An 18,190-nucleotide genomic window follows, 5' to 3' on the forward strand; every position below is an offset into this window, starting at 1 on the left:
GGCGTTGAAACCGGAGCTCGAATGCTCACGTACTTGAGTACGCTGCGCTTCTCACCCCGATTTCGCCTTGTCTGGCTCTAGCCCAGAAGCCCTCGATATTTATGAATGGGTAGCCAGAAAAACTGGCTACCCAATCCCCCGCATTGCGAGATCCGTTTAATGAGTGCATTGCACGCTGACAGGAAACTGTCGGCCTGGCTTTTAACGCCCGGACTAAGCTGGCTGCTGCTGTTTCTGGTGCTGCCGTGCCTGCTGGTGTTGGTCTACAGCTTCGTCGAACGTGGTGCCTATGGTGGTATCGACTGGGTGTTCAGCTGGGAAAACTACCAGCGCGCCTTCGATCCGCTGTACCTGGGCATCCTCCTCAAATCGGCGAAAATCGCCGGCCTGGCGACCCTGTTCGCGGTGCTGCTCGGTTACCCGGCGGCCTATGCGATTGCCCGCGCGCCACGGCGGCGGCAGGCGGTCTACCTGTTTCTGGTGATGCTGCCGTTCTGGAGCAATTACCTGATCCGCACCTACGCCTGGATAGTGCTGCTCAACCGCGAAGGCCTGCTTAACCGTCTGTTCAGCCTGCTCGGCTATAGCGGCGAGCCGATCAGCCTGCTCTACACCGAGTCGTCGGTGGTGCTGGGGCTGGTCTACAACTACATCCCCTTCGTGATCCTGGCGATCTACTCCTCGCTGTCGCGGATCAATGGCGAACTCTGGGATGCCTCCAAGGACCTGGGCGCCTCGGGCTGGATGACCTTCCGCCGGATCATTCTGCCGCTCAGCGTGCCGGGCATAGCCGCCGGCGCGGTGTTCGTTTTCGTCCTCAGCATCGGCAACTTCATCACCGCCGACCTGCTGGGCGGCAAGCAGGTGCAGATGGTCGGCAACCTGATCTATTCCCAATTTCTCACCGCTCGCGACTGGCCGTTCGGCTCGGCGCTGAGTTTCTTCCTGATCGCCATCATGCTCGTCCTGCTGTTTATCCAGGCGCTGATCGCGCGGCGCGCAGAGGAGGGCAGAGCATGAGCCGACCAGCCAATCCAAGCACCCTGCTGCTCGGCACCCATCTGGGGCTGGTGTATGCCTTCCTCTATGTGCCGATCCTGGTGCTGATCCTCTTGTCGTTCAACAAGTCCGGGCTGCCCACCGCCTGGGGCGGTGCTTCGCTGAAATGGTATGTGGCCCTGGCGCATAACGGCGCGGTGCTGTCGGCGGCGTTGAACACCCTGATAGTCGCCCTGGCCTCGACCTTTACCGCCTGCGTGCTGGGTACCTTGCTGGCCCTCGGCGTGGAGCTGCGGCGTAAGGGCAAGGGCAATGGTCAGGTGGTCGACACCCTGCTGATGGCGCCGATGATCATCCCCGACATCGTGCTGGCCATCGCCTTGCTGAGCTTCTTCAACCTGCTCAAGGTAGGCCTGGGTCTGCACTCGATCATCATCAGCCACGCGGTGTTCAATATCGCCTTCGTCTGCGCGGTGGTGCGCACCCGCCTGAAGCATTTCGACTACTCGATTCTCGAGGCCTCCATCGACCTCGGCGCCGGCTGGTTCACCACCCTGCGCCGGGTACTGCTGCCGGCGATCTTCCCCGGCGTGCTGGCGGGCGGCCTGCTGGCATTCACCCTGTCGGTGGACGAATTCATCATCGCCTTCTTCAACTCCGGTTCCGGCCAGGCCTCGACCACCTTGCCGATGCAGATCTACGCCATGATCCGCTTCGGCGTCACCCCGGAAATCAACGCTCTGGCGACGCTGGTGATGCTGGTCAGCATCACCGCGCTGCTGGCCTCGCAGCGTCTCAACAAGGCTCCTCGCACCCATGAATAACTCATCTGCAGTGCTGATCCTGGACAAGGTCAGCAAGTCCTATGGCAACGGTCTGGCGGTCGACGAGGTGTCGTTGAATATCCGCGAGAACGAATTCTTCGCCCTGCTCGGGCCGTCCGGCTGCGGCAAGACCACCTTGCTGCGCATGCTCGCCGGCTTCGAGACGCCCAGTTCCGGCTGCATCTACCTGGACGGCCTGGACATCTCGCCGCTGCCGGCGAACAAGCGCCCGCTGAACCTGATGTTCCAGTCCTATGCGCTGTTCCCCAATATGACGGTGCGCAAGAACATCGCCTACGGCCTGGAGATGGAGCGCCTGCCGGAGACGGAAATCCGCCGCCGGGTCGACGAGGTGCTGGCCACCGCGCAGCTCGGCGAGTTGGCCGAGCGCAAGCCCGACCAGCTGTCCGGCGGCCAGCGCCAGCGCGTGGCCCTGGCTCGCGCCCTGGTCAAACGGCCGCGGGTGCTGTTGCTCGACGAACCCCTGGGCGCCCTGGACAAGAAGCTGCGCGAGAAGATGCAGCTGGAGCTCAAGCGCCTGCAGCACGAGAGCGGCATCACCTTCATCATCGTCACCCACGATCAGGAAGAAGCCCTGGTCATGTCCGACCGCATGGCCGTGCTCGACGGCGGCAAGATCTGCCAGATCGGCAGCCCGGCCGAGCTGTACGAAAACCCCAATAGCCGCTTCGTCGCCAACTTTATCGGCGTCAGCAACCTGCTCGAAGGGGTGCGCCAGAACGACCAGACGGTGACCGTGAATGGCCATGCCCTGCGGGTCAGCGTGGATCTGGCGGGGCATCGCGGCGAGGCGCTCGCCGTGGTGGTGCGCCCCGAGCGCCTGCAGGTGCTCGACGAGCAGAGTCCGGCCTGCGACAACCAGGTCGACGGCCGCATAGTCGAAGTCGCCTACCACGGCCTGGACACCAACCTGCATGTGCAGACGCCGCTTAGTGACAAGCCGCTGATCGTGCGCGTGCCGTCCTCGCAATTCGAACTCGCCCATTTCGCCCCCGGCATGGCCATCCGCTTGGGTTGGCAGGCCCGGCATGCCCGTGTGCTGTCCCGTTGAACAATAAAAACACCAGGCAGGAGTAGCTCTGATGAAACAGCAAGTGATCGCCTTCTTTCCTGAAGCCGCCTATGGCCCGGCTCTGAATTCGGTCGGTATCGCCCAGGCCTGCGAGGCCCTCGGGCACAAGGCGGTGTTCCTCACCGACCCGGGCATGAGCGGGGTGTATGCCGCCTACGGCTTCGAGGAATACATGGTCAATATGTCGGCGCCGATGCCGGCGGAGGAGATGGCCAAGTACTGGGTGGACTTCGTTAACGGGCATATACCGAACTTTCGCAAGTCGCCCCTGGAGCAGATCGACAACTACGTGAAAGAGTGCTGGGCGGCCATAGTGGAAACCGCCAAGTGGGCGCAGAAAGACCTGCCGGCGGTGCTCGACAAGGTCAAGCCGGACCTGATCTGCGTCGATAACGTGATCCTCTTTCCGGCGATCAAGCAGTACGGCAAGCCCTGGGTGCGCATTATCTCCTGCTCGGAAAACGAGATCGAAGACCCGGACATCCCGCCGCACCTGTCGGGCATGAGCATCGACGACAAGGCTGGCCACGCGCGCTTCCGCCAGCGCTTCGAGGAAGTAGTCGGGCCAATCCACGCCGACTTCAACCGCTTTCTCGAAGCGCACGGCGAACAGCCTTATCCCCTGGGTACCTTCTTCGAAGCCTCGCCCTATATGAACCTGCTGCTGTATCCCGATCCGGTGAAATTCGAGCGCCGCCATCCGCTGCCGGCCGAGCGTTTCCACTACCTGCAGGGCTGTGTGCGCAGCGACAAGGCCTACGAGATTCCCGAGTTCCGCGCGAATAACGACAAGCCGCTGCTCTACGTCAGCTTCGGCAGCCTCGGCTCCGGCGATATCGAACTGCTCCAGCGCTTGATCACGGCCGTCGGCAAGCTGCCGTACCGCGCGCTGTTCAACGTCGGCGAGCACCTGGAGAAGTATCCCGTACTGCCGGACAACGTGTTGATCTCCAACTGGTACCCGCAGCCCTCGGTGATCGCCAAGGTCGATGCGGTGATCCACCACGGCGGCAACAACAGCTTTACCGAGTGCCTGTTCTTCGGCAAACCGGCGATCGTCATGTCCTACGTCTGGGACGGCCACGACAACGCCATGCGCGCCGAGGAAAGCGGCCATGGCTTCAAGCTCGACCGTTATGAGTGGAGCGAAGCCGAGTTGGCCGAGAAGCTCGCCGCCTGCATCAACGACCAGTCGATGCGCCAGCGCCTGCAGCGCACCAGCGCCTATATGCAGTCGCGCAAGGGCCCGCAAGACGCGGCGCAGATTCTCGACCAGATACTGAAAGGCGAGGTACTGAAAAATGCCTGAGGCCCGACTCGACTCCAGCGCGCCGCATATCCTTGGCGTCCGTGAGTACGCCGATTTGCTCGACTGGGGCGTGCAGAGCGATGCCCTCGAAGGCGTCTCTAATTCCAGCGGGCGCCTGCTGTTCAAGGGCCCGAACAACAGCCCGGAAACCGGCCTGTGGGTCTGTACCCCTGGGCGCTGGCGGCTGGCGATTCCCCGCGACGAGCTGTGCCACTTCCTGGCCGGACGCGCCACCTACCGCAGCGACGACGGCGAGGTGATCGAGGTCTACCCCGACACCCTGGTGCTGTTCCCCGCGGGCTGGAGCGGCGAATGCCTGGTCCGGGAAACCCTGCGCAACGTTTATATGCTGGCCTGATCAGCCTTTGGGAGAGTGCCCTTTGTACCGTCGATGGGTATCGCTGTGCTCGACCCATCCTACGACCTAAAACCTTAATTTTTTTGGAGAGAGAAAGATGACCACCGCCGTTCTATACAACCCGCTGCAAGTTACCGAACTCAAGGACTGGGGTGTGATCCCCACCATGCTCGAAGGCGAGTCCCAGGTCAGCGGTGTGGTGCTGCATAAGGGCCCGCAAGGCCAGTCGGAATGCGGCATCTGGGTGTGCACGCCGGGCAAGTGGTTCTGCCACGTGACCAGCGACGAGTTCTGCCACTTCCTCGAAGGAAGCTGCACCTATGTGCACGAGTCCGGCGAGGTAATCGAAATCAAACCCGACACCGCGGCCTTCTTCCCCAAGGACTGGAAAGGCGTGTGCACGGTTTATCAAACCATCAAAAAGGTCTACATGATCCGGTGAGCGACATGAGCGAAGTCCTTCAGTCCCATGCCCTGCAGCAGGTCGGCCGGGCCACGGCCCGCGCGGCCTTTCTGGCGCGGGCCGGTTACCCCGAGGTGGCCCTCGAGGCCTTGCCGGCGGACGCCTCGAGCCGGCGCTATTTCCGCCTGAGCGGGGCCGGCCTGCTGCTGATGGACTCGCCACCGGCCAGCGAGCCGATCGGCCCCTATCTGCAGGTCGCCGGTCTGCTGCAGCGGGTCGGCCTGTCGGCCCCGCAGATCCTGGCGGTCGATGAGGCTGCGGGGTTGGCGCTGATCGAGGACTTCGGCGCGGACACCTATACCCGCCTGCTGGCCGGCGGTCAGGCCGCTCAGCCGCTGTACCAGCTGGCGGTGGAAACCTTGGCCCATCTGCACCGCGCGCCGCTTGAGCATGCCGCGACGCTGGCGCCCTATAACGCCGAGCGCCTGGCCGAGGAGTACGCGCTGTTTATCGACTGGTATGCGCCGCTGCTGATCGGCACCGAGGCCGCCGCGGCCTTGCGCGCGGACTATATGCAGTTGTTCGCCGGCATCTGCCGCGAAGTGGCCGGCCGCCGCGAGGCCCTGGTGCTGCGTGATTTCCATGTCGACAACCTGATGCTGCTGGAAGGCCGCCAGGGCGTGGCCGCCTGCGGCCTGCTGGATTTCCAGGATGCCCTGCAAGGCGCGGCGGCCTACGACCTGCTGTCGCTGCTGGAGGATGCCCGCCGCGATATGCCCGCCGCGCTGCGCGCCGATCTGCTGCAGCACTACCTGGCGCAGCGCCCGCAGCTCGATGCCGAGCGTTTTATGGCCGACTACGCGGTGCTGGCCGCGCAGCGCCACGCCAAGGTGCTGGGCATCTTCGTGCGCCTGGCCCGGCGCGACGGCAAGCTCACCTACCTCAAACACCTGCCGCGCACCCTCGGCCTGTTCAGTCGGGCGCTGGACAACCCGGCGCTGCAGCCCTTGCGCCACTTTCTCGAACAGCACCTGGGGAACTGGCGGCACGGCCTCAGCGCCGAGCAACTGGCGCGCGTACGCGGCCCCTCCCTTTGATCGCCATAGGACAATCCATGAGCACTTTCGCCTGCGACAAGCCGTTACGCTTTATCAATCCCGACTACCAGACGCCGGCTACCCAGCGCCTGCGTGAGATCTTCGACCCGGCGAGCCTGGCGGCCGTCGGCCAGATCGGCCTGTGCGAGCAGGCCGACGTGCAAGCCGCCATCGACGCCGCCAATGCCGCCCAGCAGAGCTGGCGCCTGGTCGATGCGAAGAGTCGGGCGGGTTTGCTGCACCAGCTGGCCAACCGCATCGAGCAGGATCACGCCTGCAACCGCGAAGCCGCCCGCTTGATGACCCTGGAGATGGGCAAGCCGTTCGCCGAATCCATGGGCGAGCTGGCCAACTGCGCGCCGATCTTCCGTTACTACGCGGAGATGGCCCGGGATGACGCCGGCAAGGTCGCCGGCACCACCCAGGCCGGCTCCTTCCAGCATGTGCGCTACGAACCCTATGGCGTCAGCGTGCATATCATGCCGTTCAACTTCCCGATCCTGCTGATGTGCTGGACGGTCGCCGCCTCCCTGGCGGCGGGCAATGCCTGCATCATCAAACCGGCGGAAAGCACCAGCCTGTGTACCCTGAAATTTATGCAGCATTTCCGCGTGTTACCGGCCGGGCTGATCGCCTGCCTGCCGGGCGATGCCAGTACCGCGCAGTTGCTGGTGCAGTCGGACAAGACCCACGCGGTGGCCTTTACCGGCAGCGTCGCCGCCGGCAAGGCGGTGGCCGTGGCCTGCGCCGAGCGGATGAAACCCAGCGTGATCGAGGCCGGCGGCAGCGACCCGATGATCATCTCCAAGCATGCGCCACTGGACGTTGCCGCCGCCGGCGCGGTGACCGCGGCCTTTCACCTGAGCGGGCAGATCTGCACCTCGGCTGAGCGCTTCTTTGTGGTCGAGGAGGTGCACGATGAATTCGTCGCGCGTTTTGCCGAACGCACCCGCGCCCTGCGCATCGGTCATGGCCTGGAACGTACGGAAATCGGCCCGCTGGTTAGCCAGGCCGCCCGCGACAAGGTGATGCGCCTGGTCGCCGACGCCCTGGAGAAGGGCGCCAACTTGGTTTGTGGCGGGCGTATTCCGCCCGAGCAGACGGTGGGCTGGTTCTATGAGCCGACCATCCTCACCGGGGTCAATGCCGAGATGGCGATCTTCCACGAGGAGTGCTTCGGCCCGGTGGCGGCGATCTGCCGGGTCAAGAATTTCGACGAAGCCGTGCGCCTGGCCAACGACTCGCCGTTCGGCCTCGGCGCCTCGCTGTTCTCCACCGACCTGGCCGAGGCCATGGAGGCGGCGGATCGCCTGGAAGCCGGCATGGTCTGGGTCAACAACCCGCTGATCGACAACGATGCGCTGCCCTTCGGCGGCTGGAAGATGTCCGGCATGGGGCGCGAGCTGGGACGCCAGGGCCTGGATGCGTTCCGCCGCTCGAAGATGGTGATCATCGACCACCAGCCGCGCATCCACGACTGGTGGTACCCCTATAACGACGATCAGTTCTATCGCGCCTAAGGCCGGAGAGTCGCATGCATTATTGTCCCGTTGCATCGCCGGCTAATTTCCGGCGTCTACCCGCCCGTATGGCGGGGGGGCGCTTGTGATCCAGTACGGCGCCGCGGCATCTATGGACCCGCTGCAGGCCTTTAACCTGTGCCTGCTGCACCTCGCGCGCCTCACCCGTGGGCGCGACGCCGCGCAGTTTATTGGCGAAGGCCTGCAGGCCTTTGGCCAACTGGTGCCTTTCGCCTCGGCCTGGTGGGGCGAGATGTCCCAGGCGCAGGCCAATGCCGCGCCGCAGAGCTGGATGCACGGGCAGCTCAATCTGAGCGAGTCGTTCGCCAGCGAATGGAACCAGATCGCGGCCAGGGACAGGTTCTCCCACGGCACCCTGAGTCGCCCGGGCGAGATAGTGCGTGCCAGTGGCTTCAGCGACCCCTGCGCCGAGGTGAACGCCTTCGCCCGTCGCCACGACCTCTACCACCTGCTGTGCATCACCTTCGAGCTTCCCGAAAGCGGCTTGATGTTCTTCGTCTGCCTCTACCGTGGCGCGAGCGCCCAGGCCTTTAGCGACAGCGAGGCCCGGCTGTTCGCGTCCTTCTGCGAGCACCTGTTGCAGCTCTGGCGTTTCCAGGTGCAAGACCTGCTGCAACTCGGCGGGGGCGACGGCGCCAGCGAGTTTGCGGTGGCCCGCGCGGATGGCCGTTTGCTCTATGTCGGCGCCCGGCTGTGCGCCGCCATCGCTCATGAAGTGCCCGGCTGGGACGGTTCGGTGCTACCCGCCGGACTGATCGCGCAACTAGCGAATGCGCCCTGCGTGATGCGCCTGGGCCGTGCGGCGTTGACCCTGAATCGCAGCGGCGAGCAGCTGATCCTGACGCTCACCAGCCAGACCCGCCACAACGGGCTGGCCCCCCGCGAGCGCACGGCGGCCATGCTGTTCGCCGCCGGGCATTCCTACAAGGAAATCGCCAAGTTGCTGCTGCTGAGCCCGGCGACCGTGCGCACCTACCTGCGCACCTGCTACCTGCAGCTGGGGGTGCGCAGCAAGCTGGAACTCTGTGCGGCCCTGCGTATGCCGGCCAACCCGGACGAAGGCGGGCGGCGCGCGCCCGCGCGGCAATCCGTGGGGGCGCGCTGATGGCCTGCCCCTCCTCATTTGCAGAGGGCCCTATGGCGCCAGCCATCGCTATGGTGTGGCGGGCGGTCGGGCGACCGCCGCGCGGCCTGTGCGGGCCGCGTGCAGAACTTCTAACTGAGGTGCGGAATTTGAAACTCTCCAGATTATGTATTGCGATTGCCAGCACAACGCTCTCGACCCTGACCCTGCTGGGCTGTCAGACCGCCACCACGCCGCCGGCCGATCTGGTGATGCGTAACGGCTATGTGTACACAGTCGATGGCCAGGATTCGGTGCAGCAGGCAGTAGCCGTGGCGGGCGGCAAGATCGTCTATGTCGGCGACGACCAAGGCGCCGCCGCCTATATCGGCAAGCAGACCCAGCAGATCGATCTGGCCGGGCGCATGCTCATGCCCGGTTTCGTCGATGCCCATATGCACCCGGGCGACGGCGGCCGCGCCTTGCTGTTGTGCAACCTGAACTATGAAAAAATGACCCGGGCGCAGTTCCAGACCAAGATTCAGGCCTGCCTGGATGCCAGCAAGGACAAGGAACCCAATGCCTGGCTCGAAGTGGGGAGCTGGGATCGGATCGGCATGGCCAGCCTCGACGGCGACCCGGACAAGTCGACCCTGGATGCGCTGAAGACCGATCGGCCGATTCAGGTGCGCTCCACCGATTTCCATACAGTGTTGACCAACTCCCGCGGCCTGCAACTGGCCGGTATCAGCAAGGCCACTGTCGATCCGGTCGGCGGCAAATTCGCCCGCGACAGCGCCGGCAATCCCACCGGCATCTGCGAAGACGGCGCCGCCGAAACCATGGCGGCCAAGGTGCCGCCGGCTACCGACGCCGAGAAGCTGACGCAGATCCGCGTCGCCCTGGATGCCATGCGCGAGCAAGGCATCACCAGTTTCTTCGATGCCCTGTCCGGAGCCGAAAATGCCAAGGCCTTCACCCGCCTGCAGCAGTCCGGCGAACTGACCGCCCGCGCCACGCTGGCGCTGATGCTCGACCCCGCCGAGGCGGCGGCCGACCCGGCCAAGAGCATAGCCGCGGCCAAGGCGCTGGCGCAGACCTACGACCAGGGCGCGCTGCAGGTGCAACCTGGGGTGAGCATGCGCCACGTCAAATTGTTTATGGACGGCATTATCAACGCGCCGGCCAATACCGGGGCCTTGTTGATGCCGTACATGAAGAATGTCGGCACGCAGAAAGCCCCGCAGTGGGTGCCCGGCGACAACCTCGGCGAGCTGTATTACCCGGCGCCGGTGCTCAAGCCGTTGCTGCTCGAGGCGGTAAAGGCCGGCTTCGACCCGCACCTGCACGCCACCGGCGAGCGCGCGGTGCGTGAGTCGCTGGATGGCATCGCCTATGTGCGCCAGCAACTGCCGGGCAACGCCTTCCGCCCGGCCATCGCCCACGCCGAGACTGTGGCCAGCGCCGACTACGGGCGCTTCAAGGCGCTGGACACCACCGCCAGCATGTCCCACCAGTGGGCCCAGCAGGCGCCGTTCTCGGTCGATGGCACCAACGACCAGCTCGGTGCCGAGCGCTTCGCCCGCATGGAACCCTCCGGCAGCATCGCCCAGGCCGGCGGCCGCGTGGCCTATGGCAGCGACTGGCCGGTCGATCCGCTCGACGAACTGCTGGCGCTGAAGATCGGCGTCACCCGTTCCGGCGATCCGCTCAATCCGCACAGCTATGGCCCCGATCTGGCCGGCAAGCTCAACGCCGCGCCAGGCCTGTCGCGTGCCGAGGCGCTGCGCTCCATCACCCGCAACGCCGCCGAGCAGCTGCGCCTGGACGCGGCGGTCGGCTCGATCGAAGTCGGCAAGTTCGCCGACCTGATCGTCCTCGACAAGAACTTTATGCAGGTGCCCGAGGAGGAGTTGGCGCGCAACCAAGTGCTGTTGACCCTGGTCGGCGGCAAGGTGGTGTTTGCCAAGGAGCAGTTCAGCAGCCTGGCGCCCAAGGCCCTGCTGAGCAAGGCCACACCGGCCCTCGATTAAGCGGCCCGGTCGCCGCGGCGCCCGCTGCAATCAGGATTTCCATCACCCTTGCCACAGGAGACGCGCATGAGCGACACCCCTTTGTTCCCCACCCTGGCGGTCATTCTCGCCGCCGGTCAGGGCAGTCGGATGCGTTCCACGCTGCCCAAGGTGCTGCATCAGGTCGGCAACCGGCCGCTGCTCGGCCATGTGTTGGCCAGCAGCCTGGCGGCCGACGTCGACCGCCTGGCGGTGGTGATAGGCCCGGACCAACAGGCCGTGGCCGACTATGTGCGGCAGCAGGCGCCAGAGGCCCAGCAGTTTATTCAGTACGAACGCCTGGGTACCGCCCATGCCGTGCTGGCGGCGCAGCCGGCGCTGCAGGCCCACAGTGAGGGCTGCGTGCTGGTGCTGTTCGGCGACTCGCCGCTGATCGGCGCGAACACTCTGGCGCGCCTGCGCCAGGCATTGATCGGGGGTGCGGCGGTGGCCGTGGCCGGTTTCGTCACCAGCCAACCGGGGCCCTATGGCCGCCTGCTGACCGAGGGCGAATGGTTGTTGGCGATCCGCGAGGCTAAGGACGCCAGCCCCGCCGAGCTTGAGGTGCAGCTGTGCAACGGCGGGGTTATGGGCTTGCGTGCCGAGCACTGTCTGGGGCTGCTGCAGCGCATCGGCAAGGCCAATGCCCAGGGCGAGTACTACCTGACCGACGCGGTGGCCCTGGCCAACGCCGCCGGCCTCGCGGTGCAGGTCGTGGAAGTGGCCGAGGAGGAGGTGCTGGGGGTCAACGACCCTGAGCAACTGCAGGCGGCCGAGCAGATCTTCCAGCGCCGTCTGCGTCAGCAAATCGCGCACAACAGCCATAGCGAAGCGTCGGCTGTTAACGCCTAAGCCCATCCTTGGAGGACCGCGTCATGTATCACTACGAGCACCTGTATATCGATGGCCAATGGGTAGCGCCGCGCCGCCAGGGCAGCTTCGATAGTTTCGACCCCAGCGATGACAGCATCCTGGCCCGGGTTGCGGCGGCCAGCGCCGAGGACGTCGCGCTGGCGGTCGGCGCGGCGCGGCGCGCCTTCGATCAGGGCGATTGGCCACGCCTATCCGGTAGCGAGCGGGCCCGCGTGCTGCGCCGGATCGCCGAGGGCATCCGCGCGCGCCAGGACGAATTGGCCATTCTCGAGGTGCGCGACAACGGCAAGCCGCTGGCCGAGGCGCAATTGGACATCGCCGATGCCGCCGGCTGCTTCGTCTATTACGCAGGCCTCGCCGAAGCCGCCGACGCCGCGCCGCGCCAGGCCATCGAGGTGCCCGACGAGCGCTTTAGCTGCTGGGTCGAGCGCGAGCCGGTGGGGGTGGTGGGCGCCATCATCCCGTGGAACTTCCCCCTGCTGATGGCCGCCTGGAAGGTAGCCCCAGCGCTGGCGGCGGGCTGCACCCTGGTGCTCAAGCCCTCAGAGCTGACGCCCCTGAGCGCCCTGGAACTGGCGCGCATCGCCCACCAGGCTGGGCTGCCGGCCGGGGTGCTGAACGTGCTTAGCGGTCTGGGCAGCGAGGCGGGCGCGGCCTTGGCCGAACACCCCGGGCTGGACAAGCTGGCCTTTACCGGCAGCGTGCCGACCGGGCGCAAGATCATGCAGGCGGCGGCCCGCGAGATCAAAAACCTCAGCCTGGAACTGGGCGGCAAGTCGCCCTTCATCGTCTTCGCCGACAGCCAGCTGGAGGCGGCGGTTGAATGGATCATGTTCGGCATCTTCTGGAACCAGGGCCAGGTCTGCTCGGCCACCTCGCGGGTACTGGTGGAACGCGCGCTGTATCCGGCGCTGCTGGCACGGCTGGTCGAGGCAACCGGCAAAATCCGCATCGGCCCGGGCCTGGAGGAGGGCGTGCAGCTCGGCCCGCTGGTCAGCCGCGGCCAGCTGGACAAGGTGCTGAGCGCCATCGCCCGTGGCCAGCAGGAAGGCGCCCAGCTGCTATGCGGCGGCCAGCGTCCCGAGCATCTGCAGCAGGGCAATTATCTGACTCCTGCGATCTTCGCCGATGTGCCGCTGGCGAGCGCGCTGTGGCGCGAGGAAATCTTCGGCCCGGTGGTCTGCCTGCGCGCTTTCGACACTGAGGCCGAGGCGCTGCAACTGGCCAACGATTCGCCTTTCGGCCTGGCCGCCGCGGTGATGTCGGAGGATATCCCGCGCTGCGAGCGAGTCGCCCGGGGTCTGCGCGCCGGCATCGTATGGATCAACTGTTCGCAGCCGACTTTCAACGAGGCGCCCTGGGGCGGTTACAAGCAGAGCGGCATCGGCCGCGAGCTGGGCGAGTGGGGCTTTAACAGCTACCTGGAGGTCAAGCAGATCACCCGTTACGACAGCCAGCAAGCCTGGGGCTGGTATCTGCAATAAGTGGCTGGCCGCGAGTCAGTGCAGTAGTTAGCCGGGCCAGCACATGGTCCGGCACAAGCGTTTCTCTTTAGTTGTTCAAGCATCCGGAGAAAACGGCTAGCGCCAGTCGGTAGTGGTGTTTCGTGGGATTGCCGTCGCTCTAGCCAGAGGCAAGCAAATTCACTGCGGTATTCAACCAACCTGAAAGTGGAGCATCCCATGAGTCGTAAATCACGTCGCTCGAACTCCCCGCTGGCCCGCCTGTTCGACCGCCTGCAATGGGCGCACCGGCAGTCGGAACTCACCGGCATCCCCACCGATGAACTGCTGGACATGCGCACCGAGAAGGAGCAGCAAGCGGCCAGTCAACGCCAGCTGCAGAGCAATAGGCGCGACTTTATCAAGACCGTTGGCGCCGGCCTTGCCGGTGCCGGCCTGCTCGGCGCCTTGGGCCCGGCCATGGCCGCCATGGCCGCCATGGGCGGACAGGGCAACAATCCCGGGCGGGTCATCATCATAGGCGCGGGCCTGGCCGGCTTGCGTTGCGCCCACCGTCTGCAGCAATACGGCTATCCCAGCACCCTGTACGAGGCCAATACCCGTATCGGCGGCCGCGCCTTCACCACCCGCAACTTCTTCGATAACGGCATGGCGGTGGAGCGCGGCGGCGAGCTGGTGTCGACCGAGCACAGCGCCTTGCGCAACCTGGTGCACCAGCTCGGTCTCAGCCTGGAGGACGTCAACAGTGGTGGGCTGCCTGGCAGTGAGGAGCTGTATTACGTCAATAACCAGTTCTATCGCGAAGCCGAGCTACGCGCCGACTGGCGGGAGATCTACGACCTGTTCAAGCGCACCCAGCAGGCCGCGCCCTGGCAGCCTGTGTATAACAACCACAATGCCGAGCACGCGCGACTGGACTGGATCAACGCCAACGACTGGCTGGATCAGGTCGGCATAGGCGCGGGCAGCAACTTTGGCCAGCTGATGCAGGCTAACCTGATCTCCGAATACGGCCATGCCCCGGACGCGCAGACCTGTCTCAACCTGATCTACCTGCTGGCCTTCAACTCGATCAACGAGCCGCTGCCGCTGGCCGGCACCGACGAGCGTTATCACATAGTCGGCGGCAGTGACGCGGTGGTGTACGCCATGGCCAACCAGTTGCCGGCGGGCACGCTGGTCACCAGCAAGGCGCTGACCAGCATCGCCGGCGGCCCCAACGGCCCCTATGTGTGCTCCTTCAGCGATGGCAGCAGCGATATCTGCGACCAGCTGGTGCTGGCCCTGCCGTTCAGCAAATTGCGCGAAGTGGCTATCGCTCCGGAGATCCTCGCCAGCTTCTCCGTCGCCAAGCGCCGCGCGATCAACGAGATGGCCCTCGGCGCCAACGGCAAGATTCATATCCAATGCGGCTCGCGGCCCTGGGACGCGACGCGCTATATCGAGGGGCAGGCCGTGCCTATGGGCGGCGTGAGCTATTCCGGCGGCACGGGATTCGTCACCGTCTGGGATACCCAGGTCAATAAACCCACCAGCGGCAGCGTGCTGTGCAATTACCTGGGCGGCAATCAGGGCCGCGCCTTGAACAGCAGCGTGCCCTTTGCCCAAGCGGCGACAAGCGATGTCAACCGACTGCTCGGTCAGATCGAGCCGGTATTCCCCGGCACCACAGCGGCTTACCAGGGCAAGGCGCTGGTCTCCAAGTGGGTGATCAACCCCTGGAGCCTGGGCAGCTATGCCGCTCCCGCCCTGGGTCACTACACCAGTTTCTGGGGCGCGCAGTGGGAGAAGGACGCAGGCAACCGCATCCATTTCTGCGGTGAACACTGCTCAGCCGAGTCCTGGGGTTTCCTCAACGGCGCGGTGGAAACGGGCGAGCGTGCGGCCCAGGCCCTGGTCCAGGGCTAACAGAGGGGGCCAGCGTCTAGCTTGGGCGAGGCGCTGGCCTACATCTCAACCTGAGTGCCCAGTTCGATCACCCGGTTCATCGGCAGATTGAAGTACTTCAGGTTGCTGTTGGCATTCTTCAGCAGAAAGGCGAACAGGTTTTCTCGCCAGCGCGCCATGCCGATGCGCTTGGTCGGCACGACAGTTTCACGGCTGAGGAAATAGGTGGTGCACATCGGGCTGAAATCCAGTTCGCTCAAGTGGCAGAGGCTCAAGGCGGCCGGTACGTCGGGCTCCTCGATAAAGCCAAAGTGCAGGCTGACGCGGAAGAAGCCCTCGCCATAGGCTTCGACCTCGAAGCGGCGTTCTGGCGCCACCCGCGGGCTGTCTTCGGACACCACGGTGAGCAACACCACCTGCTCGTGCAGCACTTGGTTATGCAGCAGGTTGTGCAACAGCGCATGGGGCACGGCGTCGGCCCGTGCGGTCAGGAATACCGCCGTACCTTGCACCCGATGCGGTGGCTGCGAGCGGATGCTGCTGATAAATAACGGCAGCGGCAGGGCGCTCTCATCCAGCCTTTCCACAATGATCTTGCGACCGCGTTTCCAGGTCGTCATCAGAATGAATAGGACAATCCCAGCGATCACGGGGAAGGCACCGCCTTGAAATATTTTCGGCGCATTGGCCGCGAAGTACAGGCCGTCCACCAGGAGAAAACCCAGCAGCATGGGGATTGCCAGCCAGCGCGGGGTTTTCCACAGCAGCAGCACTACAGCCGATGCGAGCAGGGTGGTGATCAGCATGGTGCCCGTCACCGCCACCCCATAGGCAGCGGCCAAGGCGCTGGAGGATTCGAAGCCGATGACCAGCAGCACCACGCCCACCATCAGCGCCCAGTTAACCGTGCCGATATAGATCTGCCCCTGCTCTTGGCTTGAGGTGTGTTGGATAAACATGCGCGGCACGTAGCCTAACTGGATGGCCTGGCGCGTCAGGGAGAAGGCCCCGGAAATCACCGCCTGCGAGGCGATGATGGTGGCCAGGGTCGACAGCCCGACCATCGGCAACAAGGCCCAGCTCGGTGCCAACAGGTAGAACGGGTTGCGTACGGCTTCGGGGTTTTCCAGGATCAAGGCGCCTTGGCCGAAGTAGTTCAGCAGCAACCCCGGCAGCACCAAGATAAACCAGGCGCGCGCAATCGGCTTGCGGCCGAAGTGGCCCATGTCGGCATACAGCGCCTCGGCGCCCGTCAGCGCCAGCACTACGGCGCCGAGAATGGCCAGTCCGATGCCCGGATGCACGACAAAGAAGCGCACGGCCCACATCGGATTGAGCGCTTGCAGCACTTCGGGACGCTGCACGATGCCATAGATGCCCAGCGTGCCTAAGACTAAAAACCACAGCACCATGACCGGGCCGAACAGGGTGCCGATGCGCGCCGTGCCGTGTTTCTGGATCAAGAACAGCGCCACCAGCACGATCAGCGACAAGGGTACGACCCAGTGCTCTATCCCATCGAATGCCAGCTGCAACCCTTCAACCGCGGACAGTACCGAGATGGCCGGGGTGATCATGCTGTCGCCGTAGAACAGCGCCGCACCGAACAGGCCGAGCAGCACCAGCACCTTGCTCAGCTGTGGATAGGGCGCGGCGGCGCGGCGGGCCAAGGCCGTCAACGCCATGATGCCGCCTTCGCCCTGGTTGTCGGCGCGCAGGATAAACAGCACATATTTGAGCGAGACCACCCAGAGCAGCGACCAGAAGATCAGCGACAGAATGCCGAGCACTCCGTCATGGTTGGCTTGCACCCCGTAATGACCGGCGAACACCTCTTTCAGGGTGTACAGCGGGCTGGTGCCAATGTCGCCGTACACCACCCCGACAGCTGCTATGAGCAGGCCTGCCGCTGAGGTTTTTGTCTGGGGTTGTTCGAGTGCGTGGGAAGCTGGTTGGCTCACTGAGTGTTTCTCGAAAATTGAGAGGCGAAAAACGCAGGTGGTTTTTCCGTCTGCAGTGCGCTTGTGCTGGCCAGTGTGGGCTTGTCGCGCTGGTGCGCTTAGCCGCTGGGTCTTGCGCTGCTAGGTGCGGGGGTGGCCAAGCATTGCTCTGCCTGGCCAGTATCGTTGCAGAGCAAAATGCCTTTCGTAAAAAAAGCGTAAATTTTTCTAGGACAGCGACGGCTTCGCCAGGCTGGCGAACCGCTGGGCAGGTTAGGTTAGAGCCGCCGCGCTTAAGGCTTAGCGCGCCGGTGCGGCCGGGTTCGCGGCGGCTCTCAGGGCTTTGGCCACTTGCCTTTGTATCTCGTAGGCAGGCGCCTCGACGAGGTTGTAGTCACGGCTATAGCGCGCGGCGAACTCGCCAACGCCCCATTGCAGGTACTGCTGCACATGCTTCAATTCGTGCGCCCAGAGCGCGGCATCGTTCAGCGCGTCGTCCGGGTGGCGGAATACGATGATGTCGATCAGGGTCACGGCATTCACATCGGGGTTCTGCAGCATGGCGTTGGCGGCATTTAGCTGCGCCTCATCGCCTATGGTGTAGCGCGCCGAGTCGAGCACCTGCAGGTCATAGTAGGGTTCGAGCTGGGCGCGGATATTCAGCGGTATCGGCCGAACATCGCCAGCGGCCGCGGTGTTGCGTGAGCGCACCAGCCACTCCTGCAAGCCGGAGGCGGCCATCTGGTTCATGTTTTCCAGGAGCGGCCCGATTTCCTCGACCGAGCCCGGCGCACAGAAACAGCTGACCACGCAGACTTCGGACTGCCCGGCCGGGCAGGCGGCCAGCGCGAGCGGAGCGGCGAAGGCGGTGAGCAATAAGGCTGTTCGGCAGCATTGACGCAAAAAAACGGCAGGCATTGGGGCTCCCAGGGGCGATGGCGATCGGCTGGCGCTACTGTGCGCAGCGCTGTGGTCTTTGTCCAACCGGGGATTTTGACCCTGGCGGGCGCCGTTAGTTACCCAAGGCCTCGGCGCATTTTTGGGTATTTTCAGATGGCCCGAGCCGTTCACGTTTGGCGTTGCTTTCTTGCACGCTAGCTAAAGATTCAAGTCGCTCTAACGCCTAATCCTGGTGTGATCGCTGGGGGGCATAGAGCCGAGCAGGGCGGCTTGATGGGCGAGCGCATCAGGGGCGCGGAGCAGGTAGACTGCAAGGCGCCCGCCCGGCCAACGTGGCACGGGGGACGCCTTCGCCCAGTGCGTGCGGGCCTTGCTTGCCTTGGATAGCG

General features: G+C 64.7%; 15 protein-coding genes. 13 read left to right on the forward strand and 2 right to left on the reverse strand.

Annotated features, from left to right (window positions below):
- Nucleotides 1-159 precede the first annotated feature (159 nt).
- The 13 genes from Q8Q83_RS02475 to Q8Q83_RS02535 all read left to right on the forward strand — a co-directional run bounded on the left by Q8Q83_RS02475 (nucleotide 160) and on the right by Q8Q83_RS02535 (nucleotide 14,982).
- Nucleotides 160-1,020 carry an ABC transporter permease gene (locus Q8Q83_RS02475; RefSeq protein WP_305620836.1) on the forward strand — a complete coding sequence of 287 codons (861 nt, stop codon included), beginning with the start codon at nucleotides 160-162 and terminating at the stop codon, nucleotides 1,018-1,020.
- Nucleotides 1,017-1,823: an ABC transporter permease gene (locus Q8Q83_RS02480; protein WP_305620838.1), complete on the forward strand. Its 807-nt coding sequence runs from the start codon at nucleotides 1,017-1,019 to the stop codon at nucleotides 1,821-1,823. Before Q8Q83_RS02475 ends, Q8Q83_RS02480 begins: the two co-directional genes overlap by 4 nt.
- Entirely contained in the window at nucleotides 1,816-2,895 is a 1,080-nt protein-coding gene (locus Q8Q83_RS02485) for an ABC transporter ATP-binding protein (RefSeq protein WP_305620839.1), read from the forward strand. Before Q8Q83_RS02480 ends, Q8Q83_RS02485 begins: the two co-directional genes overlap by 8 nt.
- Nucleotides 2,896-2,926: 31 nt before the next feature.
- Nucleotides 2,927-4,225 carry a glycosyltransferase gene (locus Q8Q83_RS02490; RefSeq protein ID WP_305620841.1) on the forward strand — a complete coding sequence of 433 codons (1,299 nt, stop codon included), beginning with the start codon at nucleotides 2,927-2,929 and terminating at the stop codon, nucleotides 4,223-4,225.
- Nucleotides 4,218-4,583: a cupin domain-containing protein gene (locus Q8Q83_RS02495; RefSeq protein ID WP_305620843.1), complete on the forward strand. Its 366-nt coding sequence runs from the start codon at nucleotides 4,218-4,220 to the stop codon at nucleotides 4,581-4,583. Before Q8Q83_RS02490 ends, Q8Q83_RS02495 begins: the two co-directional genes overlap by 8 nt.
- A 97-nt stretch (nucleotides 4,584-4,680) precedes the next feature.
- The gene (locus Q8Q83_RS02500) at nucleotides 4,681-5,025 is read left to right on the forward strand and encodes a cupin domain-containing protein (protein ID WP_305620845.1); all 345 of its coding nucleotides are present in this window, start codon (nucleotides 4,681-4,683) and stop codon (nucleotides 5,023-5,025) included.
- Nucleotides 5,026-5,030: 5 nt separating this feature from the next.
- A complete protein-coding gene (locus tag Q8Q83_RS02505) occupies nucleotides 5,031-6,083 on the forward strand; it encodes an aminoglycoside phosphotransferase family protein (protein WP_305620847.1) in 1,053 nt (350 codons plus the stop codon).
- Nucleotides 6,084-6,100: 17 nt separating this feature from the next.
- On the forward strand, nucleotides 6,101-7,603 hold the full coding sequence (locus tag Q8Q83_RS02510) for an aldehyde dehydrogenase (RefSeq protein ID WP_305620849.1): 1,503 nt from the start codon (nucleotides 6,101-6,103) through the stop codon (nucleotides 7,601-7,603).
- A gap of 112 nt (nucleotides 7,604-7,715) precedes the next feature.
- On the forward strand, nucleotides 7,716-8,729 hold the full coding sequence (locus tag Q8Q83_RS02515) for a helix-turn-helix transcriptional regulator (protein WP_305620919.1): 1,014 nt from the start codon (nucleotides 7,716-7,718) through the stop codon (nucleotides 8,727-8,729).
- A gap of 128 nt (nucleotides 8,730-8,857) precedes the next feature.
- Nucleotides 8,858-10,720, forward strand: a complete 1,863-nt coding sequence (locus Q8Q83_RS02520) for an amidohydrolase (RefSeq protein ID WP_305620850.1) — start codon at nucleotides 8,858-8,860, stop codon at nucleotides 10,718-10,720.
- A 66-nt stretch (nucleotides 10,721-10,786) separates the two neighbouring features.
- A complete protein-coding gene (locus tag Q8Q83_RS02525; RefSeq protein ID WP_305620852.1) occupies nucleotides 10,787-11,590 on the forward strand; it encodes an NTP transferase domain-containing protein in 804 nt (267 codons plus the stop codon).
- Nucleotides 11,591-11,613: 23 nt separating this feature from the next.
- Entirely contained in the window at nucleotides 11,614-13,095 is a 1,482-nt protein-coding gene (locus Q8Q83_RS02530; RefSeq protein WP_305620853.1) for an aldehyde dehydrogenase family protein, read from the forward strand.
- A gap of 198 nt (nucleotides 13,096-13,293) precedes the next feature.
- On the forward strand, nucleotides 13,294-14,982 hold the full coding sequence (locus tag Q8Q83_RS02535; RefSeq protein WP_305620855.1) for an NAD(P)/FAD-dependent oxidoreductase: 1,689 nt from the start codon (nucleotides 13,294-13,296) through the stop codon (nucleotides 14,980-14,982).
- Between the two features lie 38 nt (nucleotides 14,983-15,020).
- Here the strand turns inward: Q8Q83_RS02535 and Q8Q83_RS02540 are convergent, their stop codons facing one another.
- Together Q8Q83_RS02540 and Q8Q83_RS02545 are read right to left on the reverse strand one after the other, a co-directional pair.
- The gene (locus tag Q8Q83_RS02540) at nucleotides 15,021-16,922 is read right to left on the reverse strand and encodes a potassium transporter Kup (RefSeq protein WP_305620857.1); all 1,902 of its coding nucleotides are present in this window, start codon (nucleotides 16,920-16,922) and stop codon (nucleotides 15,021-15,023) included.
- Nucleotides 16,923-17,201: 279 nt separating this feature from the next.
- Nucleotides 17,202-17,819, reverse strand: a complete 618-nt coding sequence (locus Q8Q83_RS02545) for a DUF4157 domain-containing protein (protein ID WP_305620859.1) — start codon at nucleotides 17,817-17,819, stop codon at nucleotides 17,202-17,204.
- Nucleotides 17,820-18,190: the final 371 nt, after the last annotated feature.

This window comes from Pseudomonas sp. (assembly GCF_030696055.1).
Classification (GTDB): domain Bacteria; phylum Pseudomonadota; class Gammaproteobacteria; order Pseudomonadales; family Pseudomonadaceae; genus Aquipseudomonas.